The organism is Micromonospora sp. NPDC047644 (assembly GCF_040704315.1).
GTDB lineage: Bacteria > Actinomycetota > Actinomycetes > Mycobacteriales > Micromonosporaceae > Micromonospora.
The window spans coordinates 219,806-236,441 of the sequence record NZ_JBEYSY010000002.1 but is presented as its reverse complement, the minus strand read 5'-3'; the positions used below and the strand labels follow the sequence as shown (position 1 = coordinate 236,441).

At 71.5% G+C, this 16,636-nt stretch carries 17 protein-coding genes; 9 read left to right on the top strand and 8 right to left on the bottom strand.

Annotated elements, in window-relative coordinates; translation table 11 throughout:
• Positions 1-171 precede the first annotated feature (171 nt).
• Positions 172-2,577: a ricin-type beta-trefoil lectin domain protein gene (locus AB0877_RS04285; protein WP_366606528.1), complete on the top strand. Its 2,406-nt coding sequence runs from the start codon at positions 172-174 to the stop codon at positions 2,575-2,577.
• A gap of 33 nt (positions 2,578-2,610) precedes the next feature.
• Here AB0877_RS04285 and AB0877_RS04280 read toward each other — a convergent pair whose 3' ends face one another.
• The 5 genes from AB0877_RS04280 to AB0877_RS04260 form a co-directional block, all read right to left on the bottom strand.
• Entirely contained in the window at positions 2,611-3,705 is a 1,095-nt protein-coding gene (locus tag AB0877_RS04280; protein WP_366606526.1) for an ABC transporter ATP-binding protein, read from the bottom strand.
• On the bottom strand, positions 3,702-4,526 hold the full coding sequence (modB, locus tag AB0877_RS04275; protein ID WP_366607088.1) for a molybdate ABC transporter permease subunit: 825 nt from the start codon (positions 4,524-4,526) through the stop codon (positions 3,702-3,704). The genes AB0877_RS04280 and modB overlap by 4 nt, the downstream gene beginning before the upstream one ends.
• 31 nt (positions 4,527-4,557) lie before the next feature.
• The gene (modA, locus tag AB0877_RS04270; protein WP_366606524.1) at positions 4,558-5,358 is read right to left on the bottom strand and encodes a molybdate ABC transporter substrate-binding protein; all 801 of its coding nucleotides are present in this window, start codon (positions 5,356-5,358) and stop codon (positions 4,558-4,560) included.
• On the bottom strand, positions 5,355-5,768 hold the full coding sequence (locus tag AB0877_RS04265) for a TOBE domain-containing protein (RefSeq protein WP_366606523.1): 414 nt from the start codon (positions 5,766-5,768) through the stop codon (positions 5,355-5,357). The genes modA and AB0877_RS04265 overlap by 4 nt, the downstream gene beginning before the upstream one ends.
• Positions 5,769-6,035: 267 nt before the next feature.
• Positions 6,036-6,422: a DUF2267 domain-containing protein gene (locus AB0877_RS04260; RefSeq protein ID WP_088989254.1), complete on the bottom strand. Its 387-nt coding sequence runs from the start codon at positions 6,420-6,422 to the stop codon at positions 6,036-6,038.
• Positions 6,423-6,603: 181 nt separating this feature from the next.
• Here AB0877_RS04260 and AB0877_RS04255 point away from each other — a divergent pair, with 181 nt between their 5' ends.
• The 4 genes from AB0877_RS04255 to AB0877_RS04240 all read left to right on the top strand — a co-directional run bounded on the left by AB0877_RS04255 (position 6,604) and on the right by AB0877_RS04240 (position 8,999).
• Positions 6,604-6,936, top strand: a complete 333-nt coding sequence (locus tag AB0877_RS04255; RefSeq protein ID WP_366606521.1) for a nuclear transport factor 2 family protein — start codon at positions 6,604-6,606, stop codon at positions 6,934-6,936.
• Positions 6,937-6,969: 33 nt separating this feature from the next.
• Entirely contained in the window at positions 6,970-7,806 is an 837-nt protein-coding gene (locus tag AB0877_RS04250; protein ID WP_366606520.1) for an oxidoreductase, read from the top strand.
• Between the two features lie 290 nt (positions 7,807-8,096).
• Entirely contained in the window at positions 8,097-8,516 is a 420-nt protein-coding gene (locus AB0877_RS04245; protein ID WP_366606518.1) for an ATP-binding protein, read from the top strand.
• A gap of 105 nt (positions 8,517-8,621) precedes the next feature.
• A complete protein-coding gene (locus AB0877_RS04240; RefSeq protein ID WP_366606517.1) occupies positions 8,622-8,999 on the top strand; it encodes a nuclear transport factor 2 family protein in 378 nt (125 codons plus the stop codon).
• 14 nt (positions 9,000-9,013) lie between these two features.
• Here AB0877_RS04240 and AB0877_RS04235 read toward each other — a convergent pair whose 3' ends face one another.
• Positions 9,014-9,484, bottom strand: coding sequence for a molybdenum cofactor biosysynthesis protein (locus AB0877_RS04235; protein WP_366606515.1), 471 nt, complete (start codon positions 9,482-9,484; stop codon positions 9,014-9,016).
• A 101-nt stretch (positions 9,485-9,585) separates the two neighbouring features.
• Here AB0877_RS04235 and trpB point away from each other — a divergent pair, with 101 nt between their 5' ends.
• From trpB to AB0877_RS04220, 3 genes are read left to right on the top strand one after another with little or no spacing between them, the layout of a single operon-like run.
• Positions 9,586-10,767 carry a tryptophan synthase subunit beta gene (trpB, locus tag AB0877_RS04230; protein ID WP_366606513.1) on the top strand — a complete coding sequence of 394 codons (1,182 nt, stop codon included), beginning with the start codon at positions 9,586-9,588 and terminating at the stop codon, positions 10,765-10,767.
• Positions 10,764-11,486, top strand: a complete 723-nt coding sequence (gene trpA, locus AB0877_RS04225; RefSeq protein WP_366606512.1) for a tryptophan synthase subunit alpha — start codon at positions 10,764-10,766, stop codon at positions 11,484-11,486. The genes trpB and trpA overlap by 4 nt, the downstream gene beginning before the upstream one ends.
• Before the next feature lie 57 nt (positions 11,487-11,543).
• On the top strand, positions 11,544-12,275 hold the full coding sequence (locus AB0877_RS04220) for a GntR family transcriptional regulator (RefSeq protein ID WP_366606510.1): 732 nt from the start codon (positions 11,544-11,546) through the stop codon (positions 12,273-12,275).
• A 98-nt stretch (positions 12,276-12,373) separates the two neighbouring features.
• Here AB0877_RS04220 and AB0877_RS04215 read toward each other — a convergent pair whose 3' ends face one another.
• Both AB0877_RS04215 and AB0877_RS04210 read right to left on the bottom strand, forming a co-directional pair.
• Positions 12,374-14,476: a PQQ-dependent sugar dehydrogenase gene (locus AB0877_RS04215; protein ID WP_366606508.1), complete on the bottom strand. Its 2,103-nt coding sequence runs from the start codon at positions 14,474-14,476 to the stop codon at positions 12,374-12,376.
• A gap of 37 nt (positions 14,477-14,513) precedes the next feature.
• Complete coding sequence (locus AB0877_RS04210) at positions 14,514-15,461, bottom strand: LamG-like jellyroll fold domain-containing protein (RefSeq protein WP_366606506.1); 948 nt, start codon at positions 15,459-15,461, stop codon at positions 14,514-14,516.
• Between the two features lie 133 nt (positions 15,462-15,594).
• On the opposite strand from AB0877_RS04210, the gene AB0877_RS04205 reads away from it, so the two are divergent.
• Positions 15,595-16,629: a LacI family DNA-binding transcriptional regulator gene (locus tag AB0877_RS04205; RefSeq protein ID WP_366606504.1), complete on the top strand. Its 1,035-nt coding sequence runs from the start codon at positions 15,595-15,597 to the stop codon at positions 16,627-16,629.
• The last annotated feature ends 7 nt before the right edge of the window (positions 16,630-16,636 follow it).

Genomic DNA, 16,636 nt, shown 5'->3' with positions numbered 1-16,636 from the left:
AGCGAAGCCATGGACAGTCCAATCGAAACCCCTTAATGTTCCGAGCCATCCACCCGGTGTTTCCGCAACGTCACTCGTCGGCGTCGAGGACGTTACGGAGCCGGGCCGACGGTCATCCTCACCGCTGCTCCACGCCGGCCGTCGGACACTCCACTGCCTCCTGGAGGAACGATGGGCACACGCCTGCTACGCCGACTCCACCATCCCGTCCTGGGTGCGCTGGCACTCGTCCTCGCCGCCGGCCTCTGGGCCGTCCCCGCAAACGCCGCCCCCGCACAGGAACCGGGCGTCACGCTGCGCGTCTTCGACGTGCAGGTGCCGCTGTCCGAGTTGTGCACCCTCAAGCCCGCCCAGACCCCGAACGTGGACAAGCTGATGTCCACCATCAACTGGACCTCGGCGGCCGACTTCGGCTTCGAGGACAACTTCGTCTCGCAGGTCCTCGGCAACATCACCACCACCCAGGCCGGCAGCTACACCTTCCGGCTCAGCAGCGACGACGGCTCCAAGCTGTCGATCGACAACTCCGTCGTGATCAACCACGACGGCCTGCACGGCGCTACCCCGCCCAAGGAGGGCACCGTCACCCTCACCGCCGGCCTGCACGCGCTGCGCATCGACCACTTCGAGCGTGGGGGTGGGCAGCAGATCACCCTGGAGTGGAAGACGCCCGGTTCGTCGACCTTCGTGGTCGTACCGAACTCGGCGCTGAGCACCGACGCCGGTGTGGTCCGGGTTACCGCACCCGGACGCAAGGAGTGCGAGGGCGTCTCCGACACCCCCGGTGACGGCCTGCCGCTGACCGGCGTGCACCCCGGCTACACCCTGACCAACCTGCGGCCCAGCGGCTTCCAGCCGAAGGTCACCGGCATGGACTGGCTGGCCGACGGCCGGCTGGTCATCAGCACCTGGGGCGGCAGCGACCAGTCCGGCACCTCCCAGGACGGCGAGGTCTGGATCCTCGGCAACACCGGCGGATCCACGAGCCCGGGCAACGTGACCACCAAGAAGATCGCCGGCGGCCTCAAGGAACCGATGGGGCTCAAGGTCGTCGACGGGGTGGTCTACGTGACCGAGAAGCAGCGGTTGACCCGGCTGGTGAACACCGGCGGCGACGAGGCGGCCGAGCGCCTGGAAACCGTCGCCACCTGGCCGTACGGCGGCAACTTCCACGAGTTCGCGTTCGGCCTGCTCTACGCCGACGGGTTCTTCTATCTGAACCTGTCGGTGTCGATCAACTCCGGCGGCGCGACCACCAACCCGCAACCCGCCACCAACCGCGGCACCACCCTCAAGGTCAACAAGGACACCGGCGCGGTCAGCTACGTCGCCGGCGGCCTGCGGACCCCACACGGCATCGGTTGGGGCCCCGAGGGCGGCATCTTCGTCACCGACAACCAGGGCGGCTGGCTGCCCTCGTCGAAGCTGGTGCACGTCAAGCAGGGCCGGTTCTTCAACCACTTCATGAACCCGGCGGGTCCGTTCGACACCGCACCGGTCACGCAGCCGGTGCTCTGGATGCCGCAGAACGAGATCGCCAACTCCCCCAGCACGCCGCTCTACCTGACCAGCGGCCGCTACGCCGGCCAGTTCGTCATCGGCGACGTGACCTACGGCGGCCTGCAACGGGCGAATGTGGAGAAGATCAACGGCGAGTACCAGGGCGCTTTGTTCCGGCTCACCCAGGGCCTGGAGGCGGGCGTCTCCGAGGTCAACGTCGGCCCCGACGGCGCGATCTACGTCGGCGGGCTCGGCGCGGGCGGCAACTGGGGCCAGACCGGCAAGCTCTCGTACGGCCTGCAGAAGCTCACCCCGAACACCGCCAGCACGTTCGAGATGCTCGCGATGCGCGCCACCACGACCGGCTTCGAGGTGGAGTACACCGAGCCGGTGTCGACGGCGACAGCCGCCGAGCTGGCCGCGCGCTACAAACTCAAGCAGTGGCGGTACGTGGCCACCTCGGCCTACGGCGGGCCGAAGGTCGACGAGGAGACGTTGACCGTCACCTCGGCCACCCTGTCGGCGGACGGCAAGAAGGTCAGCCTCGTGGTGGCTGGCCGCAAGGCCGGTCGGGTGGTGCATTTGCGCTCGCCGCGCCCGTTCACCTCCACCAGCGGCCAGTCACTGTGGAGCACCGAGGCGTGGTACACGCTCAACTCGATCCCGGGCAGCCCGCCACCGCCCACCGGAGGCACCATCACCGGCGTCGGCGGCAAGTGCCTGGACGTCGACAACTCGGGCACCGCCGACGGCACGAAGATCCAGCTCTGGACCTGCAACAACACTGCCGCCCAGTCGTGGACGAAGGTCGGCGACACGTACCGGGTGCTGGGCAAGTGCCTGGACGTGGACAACGGCGGCACCGCCAACGGCACGAAGGTTCAGCTCTGGACCTGCAACGGCACCGCAGCGCAGGTCTGGCAGCCGCAGGCCGACGGGTCGATCCGCAACCCGCAGTCGGGCAAGGTCCTGGAGGCCGCCGGCGGTAGCAGCGCCGACCGCACCCAGATTCAGCTCGGCACGTACGCGGGCGGCGCGCACCAGAAGTGGGTGGTCAGTAGCGGGGTAACCGGCTGACCCAGGACGAAGGGGCGTGGTCTGACCGGCGGGTCAGGCCACGCCCCGCGGGTAGACGCGGGTTTCGGTCGCCTTCACCGCTGCCCATACAGGCCGGCCCGGAGTGAGTTCGAGTTGGGTGGCGGCGGCCGGGGTGATGTCGGCGGCCACGTCGACCGGGCCGTCGAGCTGGATCCGCAGGTTGTCGCCGTGGCGTTGGATGCCGGCGATCGTCGCGGGCCAGACGTTGCGCGGGCTGCCGTCGGGGCGCCGCGGGTGGAGGGCGACGGCGGAGGGCGGGTACGCCACGAAGACCTCGCCCTGATGACGGTCGGCGGTGGTGAGGGCGAAGTCGGCGCCGATTCGTACCGTGTGGCCGTCGGCGTTACCTCGGTGCAGGTTGAGCCCGACGAGCCGGGCGACGTAGTCGGTACGGGGCTGCGCGGTGATGGTGGCGGCGTCGCCCTCCTGGACGACCCGGCCGTGTTCGACGATGACGAGCCGATCGGCCAGGACCAGCGCGTCGAGCGGGTCGTGGGTGACCAGCAGCGTGGCGCCGGGATGCTCGCCCAGGTGGTGTTGCAGCTGGGCGCGGGTGTCGAGGCGGGTCCGGGCGTCGAGGGCGGCCAGTGGTTCGTCGAGGAGCAGCAGCGTCGGGTCCACCGCGAGGGCGCGGGCGAGAGCCACCCGCTGGGCCTGCCCGCCCGAGAGCTGCCGCGGCTTGCGGTGGGCGTGTTCGGCCAACCCCATCCTCTCGAGCCAGCCGGCGGCGACCTCGCGGGCGCGCTGGCGGCCGAGGCCGTGGCGGCGGGGTCCGAACGCGACGTTGTCCAGGACGGTCAGGTGGGGAAAGAGCAGATAGTCCTGGAAGACAACCCCGATCGAGCGCCGCTCGGGCGGGATCAACCGTTTCGTCTTCGGCCGGTCGAGGTCCAGGCTGTTCAGGGTGATGTGTCCGGCGTGCAGCGGGGTCAGGCCGGCGAGGGAGCGCAGGGCGGTGGTCTTGCCCGCGCCGTTGGGGCCGAGCAGCGCGACGACTTCACCGGCGCTGACCCGCAGTGCGATGTCGAGTCGGAATCCGCCTCGGTCCACCACGAGGCGGGCGTCGAGCATGGGCGCGCCGGCGGCAGGTTCGTCGGGTGCGCTCATGGGCTGGTGATCCAGCGGTCGCGGAGGCTGGCGAGGATTCCCACGGAGACGGTGAGCAGGATGAGGCTGAGCACGATCGCCGCCTCCAGGTCGGTCTCCAGCGCGAGGTAGACGGCCAGCGGCATGGTCTGGGTACGGCCGGGGAAGTTGCCGGCGAAGGTGATGGTGGCGCCGAACTCGCCGAGCGCCCGGGCCCAACAGAGCACCGCCCCGGCGGCGATTCCGGGGGCGACCAGCGGCAGCGTGACGTGGGTGAAGGTGGTCCACCGGCCGGCACCGAGGGTGGCGGCGGCCTCCTCGTACCGCGTGTCGGCACCGCGCAGCGCCCCCTCCACGGCGATGATCAGGAATGGCATCGCGACGAACGCCTCGGCGATCACCACGCCGGTGGTGGTGAACGGAAGCGTGATGCCGAACGTGGAGTCGAGCCAGCCGCCGAGCAGTCCCCGCCGGCCGAAGACCAGCAGCAGGGCGACGCCGCCGACCACCGGCGGCAGCACGAGCGGCACGGTGACCAGGGCGCGTACGATCCGGCGGCCCGGGAACTCGACTCGGGCCAGCAGCCACGCCAACGGCACCCCAAGGGCGAGACAGACCAGCGTGGCGAGGGTGGCCGTCTGCAGGGAGAGCAGCAGCGCGGTGAGCACGCCCGGTTCGGCGAGCCGACCCGGCAGCGTGGTCCAGGGGGCGCGGACCAGCAGCCCGGCCAGCGGCAGCACCAGGAAGAACAGGCCCAGGACGGCCGGGACGAGCAGCGCTATCGGGATCCGGCCGGTACGGCCGCGCCGACGCGATGGCGCGGCCCGTCCGGGCCGCGCCATCGGGTCCTGCTCCTCGATGAGAGACACGTCGTCAGGGGGCCTGGAAGCCGGCTCGGGTGAGGACACTCTTGCCGGTGTCGGACAGCACGTAGGTCACGAACGCTTGGGCGGCGCTCTTGTTGGGGGCGTTCCTGAGCATGGTGATCGGGTAGTCGGTGATCGCTGCGGCCGACTCGGGGAACTCGACGCCGTCCACGTCGGCCGCGGCGGCCTTCGCGTCGGTGCGGTAGACCAACGCGGCGTCGACCTCGCCGAGTTTCACCTTCGACAGCGCGGCCTTCACGTCCTGTTCGAGGGTGACAGGGGTGAGCTTCACACCGGCTGCGTCGAGGGCTTTCTTCGCCGCCGCGCCGCACGGCACCTGCTCCGCGCAGAGCGCGACCTTGGCATCGGGCTTGGTCAGGTCGGTCAGCCCGGTCACCCCGGTGGGGTTGCCCTTCGGTACGACGATGACGAGCTGGTTGCGGACGAACGTGGTCGGGTTGCCCTCGCCGTTGCCGGCGTCGGTGACGGTCTTCATGTTCGCCGACGCCGCGGAGGCGAAGACGTCGGCGGGCGCGCCCTGGTTGATCTGTGTCGCCAGCGCGGAGCTGCCGGCGAAGCTGAACGTGACTTTCACGCCCGGGTTCGCGGCCTCGAAGTCCTTGCCGATGGTGGTGAACGACTCGGTCAGTGACGCCGCCGCGAACACCGTCACCGTCCCGGTGACGCCCGGGCCGCCGCTGTTCGCCGCACCCGGGTCGGCGTCGTCGGCACCACCACAACCGGTCAGCCCCACCACGGCCAGCGCGGCGAACGCGGCCAGGGCGGTACGGAATCGTCGTGCTGTCACAAACTGCTTCCTCTGCTACCGGCGCTCTTCTCCACCACGACCGTGGTCGACTTGATCACCGCGATCGCCAGCGAGCCGACCTCCAGGCCGAGGTCGTCGACGGCTTCCCGGCTCATCAGGGACACCAGCCGGAACGGTCCAGCCTGGATGTCCACCTGCGCCATCACGGTGTCCTTGACGACGGCGGTGACGATGCCGCGCAGCCGGTTACGGGCCGACGACTCGTCCGCGCGGTTCTCCGGATCGGCGGCCTGCGCCTGAAGGAACTTGGCGAGCGCGACCCCGTCGATCACCCGGTGGCCGTGCTCGCCTCGGGTGGCCGCTATGCGCCCGGCGTCGATCCATCGCCGCAGCGTGTCCACGCTGACCCCGAGCAGTTCGGCGGCCTCGCCGATCCGAAACATCGTCACGCGGACACGTTAGCGGGCCGCACCTGCCCATGAGAAGTGCCCTACCATCTCGCATCCGCTGCCGTAGGTAGCCGACGTGGGTCCGCAAATGCATGACGGGGCAGATAACTGGTGAACCGGTTCCCGTCCCGGCGTGGCACGCTCTGACCGGCGAGCAGAGCCACCGTTGGTGCGAGGCACTCGACCATCTCGCCGCCGCCCTGCCCACGGGTGCGGTCACCGTCGTGGTCGTCCTGCACGGCGCGCGACGCACGAGGCGCGCGTCGGTCAGGGGCCGTGCGGCAGCGGCTGCGCCAGTGCCCGCAGGTCCGCCGGGAGTTGAGCCAGGGCGTCCTCGAACTCCCGGTGCCCGACCACCCGGTGCATCGTCTGGAGCACCGCCCGGGTGCCCCGCTCGGCGGCCGGACGGTCGATCCCGGCGCGGTCGGCGACCCGGCTCAGGAACTCGTCGTAGCCGAACGTCTCCGGCGGTTCGGCGGCCTTGACCAGCAGTGGGCTCAACTCGTCGGCCAGGTGGGGGGCCAACGCGCCCGCCTCGCCGCCGCTGAGCCGCTCGGTGAGGGTCCGCAGGACCGCCTCGGTGAGCGGGCGCGCCTGCTCCGGCGGGAGACCCGCCCGTGCCGCAACCTTGTCGACGAATGCCAGCTCGGCCATGCCCCCGCCCTTCGCTTTCGGAGACGCGTGGCTACCCGGGCCCACGGGCAGCAAACCCGGCAGCCGCGGCGGGGATGGTTCTGCTGGTTGCTGCGCGCGGTGACGTCGGCTTCTCGTACGGTGAGGTCGGACCGGGAACCCGACGGCTGCCCGACGGCGGCCCGTGCCGCAGGAGGAGCAGATGGCCCTCGACCTGCCCGACGTGATCGACCGGTACTTCCGGGCCGTCAACGACCGGGACCTGGACGCCTTCGTCGCCTGCTTCGCGGACACCGCGAGCGTCGCCGACGAGGACCGACTGTACGACGGACGGGCCTCGATCCGCGCCTGGCGCCAGAAGACGATGGACGCCTACGCGTACACCGCCGAGCCGGTCCGGGTCGACGCCCAGGCGGGCGACTCATACCTGGCTCTCACCCGGGTGTCCGGTGACTTTCCCGGCAGCCCGGTCGAGTTGCGGTACCGGTTCACGCTGCGCGATGGGCTGATCGGCGCTCTGGACATCCGTCCCTGACGACGAACGGTCCACCGACACGAGAGGAACACCGTGCCCCGAGTCTGGCTCATCACCGGCTGTTCGCGCGGTCTCGGCCGCGCCCTCGCCGAGGCCGTCCTGGCCGACGGCGACCACCTGGTGGCGACCGCCCGCAACCCGGCACAGCTCGCGGACCTGGTCGACCGGCACGGTGACCAGGTCCGCGCGGTGGCCCTCGACGTCAACGACCCCGCCGCCGCCCGTGCCGCCGTCCGCACCGCGGTGGACACGTTCGGGCAACTGGACATCCTGGTCAACAACGCCGGGTACGCCGACGTCGCCGCGATCGAGGACATGTCGGAGGACGACTTCCGGGCGCAGGTCGAGGCGAACTTCTTCGGCGTGGTCAACCTGTCCCGGGCCGCCCTGCCCGTGATGCGCGAGCAGGGACGCGGGCACATCGTGCAGATCTCCAGTGTCGGCAGCCGGGTCGCGAGCACGGGTCTGGGCGCGTACCAGTCCGCCAAGTGGGCGGTCAGCGGCTTCTCCGGGGTGCTCGCCAGAGAGGTCGAGGCATTCGGGATCCGAATCACCAGCGTCGAGCCGGGCGGGCTGCGCACCGACTGGGCCGGCTCGTCGATGAGCGCCCTGTCGATCAGTGAACCGTACCGGCCGGTCATCGACCCGGCCGTGCAGCGGCTGCGCCAGGCCAACGGCGCCCAGCCGGGCGACCCGGCCCGCGCCGCCCAGGCGATCATCCGGATCACCCGGGTCGACGACCCGCCGCTGCGGTTGCTGCTCGGCGCCGACGCCGTGGCCGCCGCCCACGCGGCCGCCGAGGCCCTCGCGGCGTCGGACGCGCGGTGGCGGGAGTTGAGCGAATCGATCGCCTTCGACGCAACACCCTGACTCGACCGCGCTGCCAGAGCGGCCAGGCCGCCGGGCTCATCTCGGTGCCGCCGGCTCCACCGCCGAAGCGCATCGCCAGCCGCCGGACCGGCGAGGCCGGTCAGGCCGGCCCGCACGTGATCAACCGCCGAACGGACGAGACAGCCAGGAGGGCGGCGGGTGACATGATGTGGCGACAACAGCTACGAGAAGGGTCCCGGCAGCCCGATGACGCACTCTGCGGCTCGCACGCCCACGACATCCGCGCGGAACGCGGTGCCGCTGGCCGGGCAGCCGCATCGGGCGGGCTGATGCCGGGCGAGCGACGGGAGACCGTGGCCGAGCAGAGTGTCCCCACCCACGCCGCGGACACCATGGCGTACCAGGTCGCGACGGACATACGGGCGCTGCGCGCGTTCGTCAGCGCCGGGGCGCTGGCCCGTGGCCTGTCGGACGAGGGGACGGAGCTGTTGACGCTGGCCGTCAGCGAGTTGGCCACCAACACGTTGCAGCACACCACCGGCGGTGGCTGGGTGCGACTCTGGGCCGAGCCGGGTCAGCTGATCTGCGACGTCGTCGACCACGGGCCGACGCGGGCGCTCGGCCGAAGCATGCCGGCCACCGACTCGGTACGAGGTCGCGGGCTGGCGATCGTGGAGCAGATTTGTGACGAGGTCGCCGTGCTCACCAGTCCCGGGGAGACCGTCGTACGGATTCGCCTGAGTCTGTGAACCTCGGCGGCGATCCCCACCCACCTGAGCCAGGTTGGCTGCCACAATGCGGACAACCCGGGCCGACGGTGGCACCGGGTCGGACCCGAACGGGAGGACGCCCCGATGCCGGACAGCGCACGCGAGGCTGAGCTGCTCGACGCCGAGCGCACCCTGCAGGCCGCCCAACGGGCCGGGGACGTCGCCGCCCTCGATCAGCTGCTGATCGACCAGCTGATCGCCGTCGGCCCGGACGGGCGTACCCACAGCAAGCAGGATGACCTGACCGCTCACCGGGACCGCCGCTCGGTCGTCGAGGAGTTGGTGGAGGAGGAGCTGGACCTGCTCGTGGTCGGATCGACGGGGGTGACGTTCTTCCTGGGCCGGGTGTCCGGCGAATTCGAGGGAGCGCCGTTCGCCGCGCGGCTGCGGTACACCCGGACGTGGGTCCACGACGACCCGCACGGCTGGCGGGTGCTGGCCGCACACATCAGCCCGGTCTGACCCGGCTGCCGTCCTCAGGTCACGACGGCGTCGATCGCGCCGACGCGCAGGGTGCCGTCGGTGAGGGGTGTGCAGCGGATGCCGCCGGTGGTGCGCAGCGCCTTCCACGCCCCCGGTCCGACCGTGACGTCCATCCAGGCACACGGTCGGGCCGCCCGGTTGACCCGCAGGCTGACCGGGCCGTCGCCGGAGTCCAGCACCAGCACCCTGCCGATCAGCTCGTCCACGGCGATCCCGGTGGTGAGGATGTTGCGCCGCACCTCGGCCAGGCCGATGCCGACCGGCAGCGACTCCTGGGCGATGACCGTGACGCTGGCGTCGCGGTGTGCCTGCTGACCGAAGTAGCGGTCGCCGACGATACCGAGACCGGCCCGGATCCTCACGGCGTCGACCAGCTCACCGGGCGGGGCCGGGGCCGGGCCGTCGGCGGGCCGGCCCAGGAAGCGGTGCACGGGCGAGGCCAGCAACTCGACGATCTCCGGCATGGCAGGAATTCTACGAACCGGACCGGGCCGCCGGGGCAGGTCGAGGGATGCGCGGTGCCGCCTCCCTTGCCAGACGACTCCCGCTGTTCTATAACTGTTGTATGAGTTCTATAACAGTACGGGCGGCGGGGGCTCCGGGGCGATACGGGAGGTACGGCGGGCGGTACGTGCCGGAGTCTCTGATCCCCGCCTGCGAGGCGGTCGCCGAGGCCTTCTCGCAGGCGTGGGCCGACCCCGGGTTCCGCGGCAGTCTCGCCGCACTGCTGTCGGCCCACGTGGGACGCCCGACACCGCTGACGCCGGCCGTGCGACTGTCGACCGAACTCGGTGTGACGGTGCTGCTGAAGCGGGAGGATCTGACGCACACCGGATCACACAAGATCAACAACGTGCTCGGGCAGGCGTTGCTGGCCCGACGCATGGGGCGTACGCGTCTGATCGCCGAGACCGGGGCGGGCATGCACGGCGTCGCGACGGCGACCGCCGGCGCCCTGCTGGGCTTACCGGTGACGGTGTTCATGGGCGAACGCGACGTGGAACGCCAGGCGCACAACGTCTTCCGTATGCGGCTGCTGGGCGCCGAGGTCGTTCCGGTGACCACCGGCAGTCGGACGCTGAAGGACGCCACCAGCGAGGCCATGCGCCACTGGGTGACGGACGTCGACGAGGCGTACTACTGCGTGGGCTCCGTCATCGGTCCGCACCCCTATCCGATGATGGTCCGCGAGTTCCAACGCGTCATCGGTGACGAGGCCCGGCGGCAGTGCGCGGCCGAGCTGCCCGCCGCCACCCCCGACTACGTGGTCGCCTGCGTCGGCGGGGGCAGCAACGCGGCGGGCACGTTCGCCGGGTTCGTCGAGACCTCGGCGAAGCTCGTCGGGGTGGAAGCCGAGGGCGGCTCCGGCGCGGCGAACGGGGAGATCGGCGTCCTGCACGGGTTCCAGTCGCTGTTCCTCCAGGACGACCACGGGCAGATCAAGGAGGCGCACTCGATCGCCGCCGGGCTGGACTACCCCGGCGTCGGCCCCGAGCACGCGTACCTGCGCGATCTGGGGCGCGCCCGGTACGTCACCGTCTCCGACGGGGAGGCGGTCGCGGCCGCGGTCCGGCTCGCGCGGTCGGAGGGCGTGCTGCCCGCCATCGAGTCGGCCCACGCGCTCGCCTGGGTCGTCCGCGCCGCCGGCACGCCGGAGCTGCCCGGAGGATCGACAGTGCTCGTCACCCTCTCGGGGCGCGGCGACAAGGACATCACCACCCTGATCGCGGAGGCGGAGCTCGCATGAAGCTACTGATGCCCTACATCACGGGCGGGATCGTGCCCGGCTGGACGGCGTATCTGAGCGCCTTCGAGGACGCCGGAGCCGACATGGTCGAGGTCGGGCTCCCGTTCTCCGACCCGACAGTCGACGGCCGCACCATTCAGGAGGCCTCGGACGCGGCGCTCGCCCGAGGCACGACGCCCGCCTCGGTCCTGGAAGACCTCGCCACAGCGCGGGCAGGCATCCCCCTCGTCGCCAGCACGTACGCCAACATCGCGCTACGGCCCGGGTTCGGCGACGCGCTGACGGCAGCCGGGGTGACCGGGCTGATCGTGCCCGACCTGCCCCTCGACGAGGTGGCCGGGCTGGACGTGCCGGGCGTCCAGGTGAGCCTGCTCGCCTCCCCCGCCACGCCGGACGACCGGCTCGCCGAGATCGGCCGACGCAGTCAGGGTTTCGTGTACGCCATCTCGATCATGGGCACGACCGGCGAACGCGACCGGCTCGCCCCGTCGGCCGTCACTCTGGCCGCCCGGCTCAAGCAGGTCACGGACCTACCCGTCCTGCTGGGCTTCGGCATCTCCACCCCGCAACAGGCGGGCGAGGCGGCGGCGGTCGCCGACGGAGTCATCGTCGGCGCGGCCGTCATGCGGCGCATCCTCGACGGGGCGAGTCCCACCGAGGTCGGCGTCTTCGTGGCGTCACTGCGGGCCGCGTTGTCCCAGATGGCTACCGTGCGATGATCGGCGGTGGCCGTCGATGACGGGGAGCGGACAGTCGACGCATCGGGAGACAGAACAGTGGCACGCTACCGGGCCATCGCCGCCGACCTCGCCGCCAAGATCCGCGACGGTCGTTACGTGCCGGGTGAGGCGTTGCCCGCGCAGCGCGAGCTGAGCACGGCGTACGGGGTCACTCTGATGACGCTGCGGCAGGCCCTGCGCGAACTGAGCGCCGAGGGCCTGATCGTCCAGCGGCCGGGCAAGGGCACCTATGTCGCACCTGCTCATGCCGCGTACCAGCTCGGATCGTTGCGGAGCTTCGGCGACGACCTGCGCGAGCAGGGCCACGAGGTCCACACGACGGTGATCTCCCGCGCGCAGCGCCGCGTGCCCTCGCGCGTCGCGGCCCGGCTGCGGGTCCGCGAGGCCGAGGCGGGCCTGCGCCTGGAGCGGGTCCGCGCGTTCGCCGGCCGCCGCGCCATTCATCAGATTTCCTGGGTACGCGAGCCGCACGCGAGCCGGTTGCACGACGTGGACTTCACCGGCACCTCGTTGTACGCGGCCCTGGCCGACCTGGGGGTGGTGGTGGCCCGGGCGGCCGAGACGATCCGACCGGAGGTGCTGAACGCGGACGTGGCCCGGCATCTGGACGAGGCCGAGGGAGCACCGGTGCTGATCAGTGACCGGATCACGTACGCGCCCGACGGGACGGCCCTGGTGACCGATCGGGCCACGATGCTGGGCAGCATGATGCAGATCACCGCCGACCGGGCCGCCACCGGGTTGTCTCTCCACTACGGAGCGGTCTAGCCGGGCCGGCGCGCTCCTCGCCGTTGATCTCGCACGGTGCGACGGTTGCCCGGTGGGGACGGCGACCCAGGTCGTCACCGTCCCCACCGTGACCCGGTTCAGGCCGGCGCGCCGGTGACGGTCAGGTTGCGCAGTCGGCCCACGTTGTCGAACGAGCCGAAGCCGACCCGCCCCGAGCCGAACGTGGTGTCCTTCGCGGTCAGCAGCGGGTCCCGGTGCCCGTCGACGTAGACGGCGATCTCGCCGGTGGCCGGCAGGTGCACCACCCGCACGCGGTGCCACCTGGCGTCGGTGATCGCCGGGTTGGCGCCGCGCGAGCGGCCGTTCCACTGGTGGTCGATGCGCTCCCGGTCGGCGTTGTCCACCTTGAAGATGCCGTTGTGCGGATAGATCGTGTTGTCGGTCGAGAGGTGGGCATAGTAGAACTCGGTGTCCGAGCGCCAGCCGAAGACGATGATCACGTCCCGGTTGGTGACCTCCACCGGGGTGTCGAGTCGTACCTGGGCATCGACCCGCACCGACGACCACGCCGGTCCGTTGGTCAGCACGGCGTACTCGAAGGGCCGGCGCGGGCCCGGCCGGCTCTCCCCGGCCTCGGCCAGGATGACCTGGTCGTGGGTGAACTGCCACTTCGCCGGTGTCATCGGTGCCCAGTTCGCGGCTCCGGTGGTACGGCGCAGGGTGACGTCCCCGACGTCACCGCTGGCGAACTCCCGGGTGCCGGTCACCTTCCAGACCTTTCCGTTGGCCTTCGCGACGACGTAGAGCTCACCGGCGGCGTCGGTGCCGAAGCGCAGGTCCACCCGGTTGGGGTCACCGGGCGCGCCCGGTGACGACAGGTCGCGCATCCGGACCGGGGTGCCCGCCTCGTCGAAGAGCGCGAGCTGGTGGATCGTGGCCAGTTCCCGGCCCCGGCGCATCTCGTTGGCCTCGGTGTAGAGCACCCGGCCGTCGACCAGGTCGCCGAAGACGTACTTGCCGCGCAGCGCTGGCAGCGTCCGCCCCCGGTAGACGAAGCCGCCGGCCACCGCGACACCGACGTCGTCGGTGCAGTTCCAACCGGCGGCGGGGTCGTGGTCGTACGCGGCGACCGGGTAGGTGTAGCCGTAGCTGTCGTCGTCGGCGGGCAGCGGGAGCAGCCGGTCGCAGGGGTTCGTGGCCGCCTTGTCGAAGACGAAGGAGCCTTCGCGCTCGCTCCATCCAAAGTTGTCCCCGGCACGGACTTCGTAGATCGCCTCGACGGCGTGTTCGCCGATGTGCCCGAGGTACATCCGGCCGGTCGCCCGGTCCCAGCTGAACCGGTGCGGGTCCCGGAAACCCACCGCGTAGAGCTCGCCGAGCGCGCCGGCCCGGCCGACGAACGGGTTCCCGGCCGGGATGCCGTAGCGCCCGTTCGCGGAGTTGGTGCCCCGGGGGTCGATCCGGAGCAGCTTGCCGTGCGGCAGGGCCAGGTTCTGCGGATCGGTGTTGCGGGCACCCTGGCCACCGTCGCCGACGGCCAGGTACAGCAGCCCGTAGTCGCGGTCGTGGCGCTTGGCCGTGGGGTTGAAGTTGATCTCCTGGATGCCGTGCACCTGGCCGCCGAAGCCGATGCGCAGCACCTCCCGGTGCGTACCGGCGAAGGTGGCAGCGGCCGGATCCGTCGCCGTCCACTCGGTGATGACACCGTGGAAGAGCGTGTTGGGTTGGGCGTAGTCCGCAGCGGCGGTCGTCGTCGACGCCAACTCGGTGTGGATGGTGTAGAACCGGCCGTTCGCCCCGAACTCCGGGTGGAACGCGACGTACCCGAAGCCCTGGCCGAGCCCACGACCGGAGAAGAACCGCGGCGCGAACGTCGCGGCCACGTCCAGGTAGACGTGCGGCACGCCGCCCTCGACCAGGTAGAGGCGCCCGTTGAGGTCGGGCACCGCCCGCCGGCCGGAACCGTCGGGCACCTCCATGATGGTGTTGATCCGCGCGGTACGCATGAGCCGCGCGTCGGTCGGCGCCGGAGTCGGGAACGACTGCGGAAAGCTGGCGTACTCGCTGAGGACCAGCCCGAGTCGGGACTGGACCGGCATGTCGGGGATCGGGTCGTCGACCGCGTCGGCGGCTCGCGCGGGGGTGGCGACCAGTGTGGACAGGATCAGCACGAGGGCGGTGAGGCCAGCCCTCACTCTGGGCCGGCGGACGGCGCCGGCGCGACGGTGCAGGGTGCGCACGCGTGTCTCCTTCTCGGTGGGACGGTGCCGAGGGTGGTCAGCGGGCAAGGTGGCGGTACTGCCTCCGCACGTCGTTCGCGGAGACCACACTGTCGAGGAACATCAGGCCGTCCATCCGGCAGTCGCACGGGTTGCGTTCCAGGTTGTCCTGGGGAAAGCTGCCGCCGATCTTGATGCCCCGGGGGTCGGAGGCCGTGGTCACGTGCGGGCCCGGCCCGGAGACCAGCCACGGGTCGTCGGAACGGGTGTAGAAGCCGTCCACCGGTTCACCGTTGCGGTAGAGGGCGAGCGCGCCGGTGGCGAAGTCGAAGGTGGCGGCCAGGTGCACCCACTCCCCGACGGGCAGCAGCTCACGCCAGTCCCGGGTGGCGGCGAAGGTCTGTGAGTCGCCGCCGTCGAGCCGCCGGCCGAGCGCGACGAGACGCAACTCCCCGTCGACGTCGATCAGCTCCAACAGCGCGCGGACGCCGTGGCCGTCGGAGTCGCCGGTCAGCACTCCGGCCAGCCCGATCGCGTTGTACCTGTCGTCCGGGTCGGCGGTGGTGGAGTTGGGTAGCGGGCGGTCCATGTTCAGCTTGAACCAGCCCATGACCGTGGTGCCGGCGGTGGCGCTGAAGGCACGCAGTGTCCGCACCCCGCTGGCCGACCAGGTGCCGGCCTTCCAGTCGTCGTTGCCGGCGACGGCGGGGTCGACCTGCCGGGTCTGCACCGCGTTGCGGCTGCCCCGGTAGGCGTCCTCCGGCACCCGCATGGCGGCACCGCCGTTGATCAGCTCGATCTCGGTGCCGGACCGCCCCTGGTCGCGTTCGAGTGCGGGGTCGCCGGGCACCGGGTGGTCGAAGTCGTACGCGGCGACCAGGTGCGCGCGCAGCGCCGGGTGGACGGCGGACGGGATGCCGCGATCGGCCTGCGCCGGTGGCGCGCCGGCGCCGGTCAGCGCGCCGATCGCCAGGAGGGAGACGGCCGCTCGTCGAGCCCTGGACATGGCTGTCACCTCGTTTCGCGGCATGACGGATGCCGGTCACGTAAGCGCTTACGTAAGCGCTTACGTACCCTAGGCTTCGATCGGTGTCGCTCGCAACAGATCGGGTGACATGGATGTCTCCGGAGGGTTGCCGATGCCCAGGGCCAGCCAACGGCCGCGCCTCGTGGACGTCGCCGAACACGCCGCCGTCTCGCTGGCGACGGCCTCCCGAGCGCTCGCCGGCCGCGACGGGGTCAGCGCCGAGGTCGCCGACCGGATCCGGCAGATCGCCGGTGAGCTGGGCTATGTCGCCAACCCGTACGCCCGTACCCTGGCCAGCGGGGCCACCTCCACGGTGGGGTTGATCGTCCACCAGATCGACGACCCGTACTTCTCCGAGATCGCCGCCGGGGTCATCCAACTCGCCGCCGAGCAGGGGTTGCTGGTGCAGATCTGCCAGTCCGGCCGCGACCCCGGCTACGAGCTGCAACAGCTGCGCCACCTGATCGCCCAGCGGGTCGGCATCGTCCTGATCAGTGGTTCCGGCTTCGACGACCCCCGGATGGAGAGCGCGGCACGGGCCGAGTTGGCCGCGTTCCAGGACCACGGCGGACGGGCCGCTGCCATCGGACGCCACGCGCTCGGCGTCGACGCCGTCCTCCCGGACAACGAGGCCGGCGGTCACGCCCTCGCCCAGCACCTGATGGATCTCGGTCATCGGCGGATCGCCGTCGCCGCGGGCAGCGCCGGCCTCACCACGGTCGCCGACCGGCTGGCCGGTGTGTCGTCGGCCCTGCGGCAGCGCGGGCGCTCCCCCGCCGACCTCGCCGTCGTGCACAGCGACTTCACCCGCGGCGGGGGGCGCGCCGCCGCCGAGCAGATCCTCAACGCGCACCCCGAGACGACGGCGATCATCGCACTCAACGACGCGATGGCCATGGGTGTGCTGTCGACGCTGCGGTCCCGCCGCGTGCCGGTGCCCGCGCGGATGTCCGTGGTCGGCTTCGACGACGTCTCCGTGGCGGCCGACCTGGCACCCAGCCTGACCACCATCCGCCTGCCGCTGACCGAGATGGGTCGCACGGCACTCACCCTCGCGCTCAAGCCGCGCACGACACGTCCGCGCCGCCGCCCCACCGGGCACCTGCTGGTCGTCCGCGACTCGACCGGGCCCGCGCCGGAAAGCTGACCGACGC

Coding starts and splice junctions, on each gene's coding strand:
- AB0877_RS04245 (WP_366606518.1), top strand. CDS start 8,097: ATGCCGGGCGAGCGACGGGAGACCGTGGCCGAGCAGAGTGTCCCCACC.
- AB0877_RS04285 (WP_366606528.1), top strand. CDS start 172: ATGGGCACACGCCTGCTACGCCGACTCCACCATCCCGTCCTGGGTGCG.
- trpA (WP_366606512.1), top strand. CDS start 10,764: ATGAAGCTACTGATGCCCTACATCACGGGCGGGATCGTGCCCGGCTGG.
- AB0877_RS04210 (WP_366606506.1), bottom strand. CDS start 15,461: ATGTCCAGGGCTCGACGAGCGGCCGTCTCCCTCCTGGCGATCGGCGCG.
- AB0877_RS04280 (WP_366606526.1), bottom strand. CDS start 3,705: ATGAGCGCACCCGACGAACCTGCCGCCGGCGCGCCCATGCTCGACGCC.
- AB0877_RS04255 (WP_366606521.1), top strand. CDS start 6,604: ATGGCCCTCGACCTGCCCGACGTGATCGACCGGTACTTCCGGGCCGTC.
- AB0877_RS04205 (WP_366606504.1), top strand. CDS start 15,595: ATGCCCAGGGCCAGCCAACGGCCGCGCCTCGTGGACGTCGCCGAACAC.
- AB0877_RS04260 (WP_088989254.1), bottom strand. CDS start 6,422: ATGGCCGAGCTGGCATTCGTCGACAAGGTTGCGGCACGGGCGGGTCTC.
- AB0877_RS04235 (WP_366606515.1), bottom strand. CDS start 9,484: ATGCCGGAGATCGTCGAGTTGCTGGCCTCGCCCGTGCACCGCTTCCTG.
- AB0877_RS04240 (WP_366606517.1), top strand. CDS start 8,622: ATGCCGGACAGCGCACGCGAGGCTGAGCTGCTCGACGCCGAGCGCACC.
- trpB (WP_366606513.1), top strand. CDS start 9,586: ATGAGTTCTATAACAGTACGGGCGGCGGGGGCTCCGGGGCGATACGGG.
- modB (WP_366607088.1), bottom strand. CDS start 4,526: ATGGCGCGGCCCGGACGGGCCGCGCCATCGCGTCGGCGCGGCCGTACC.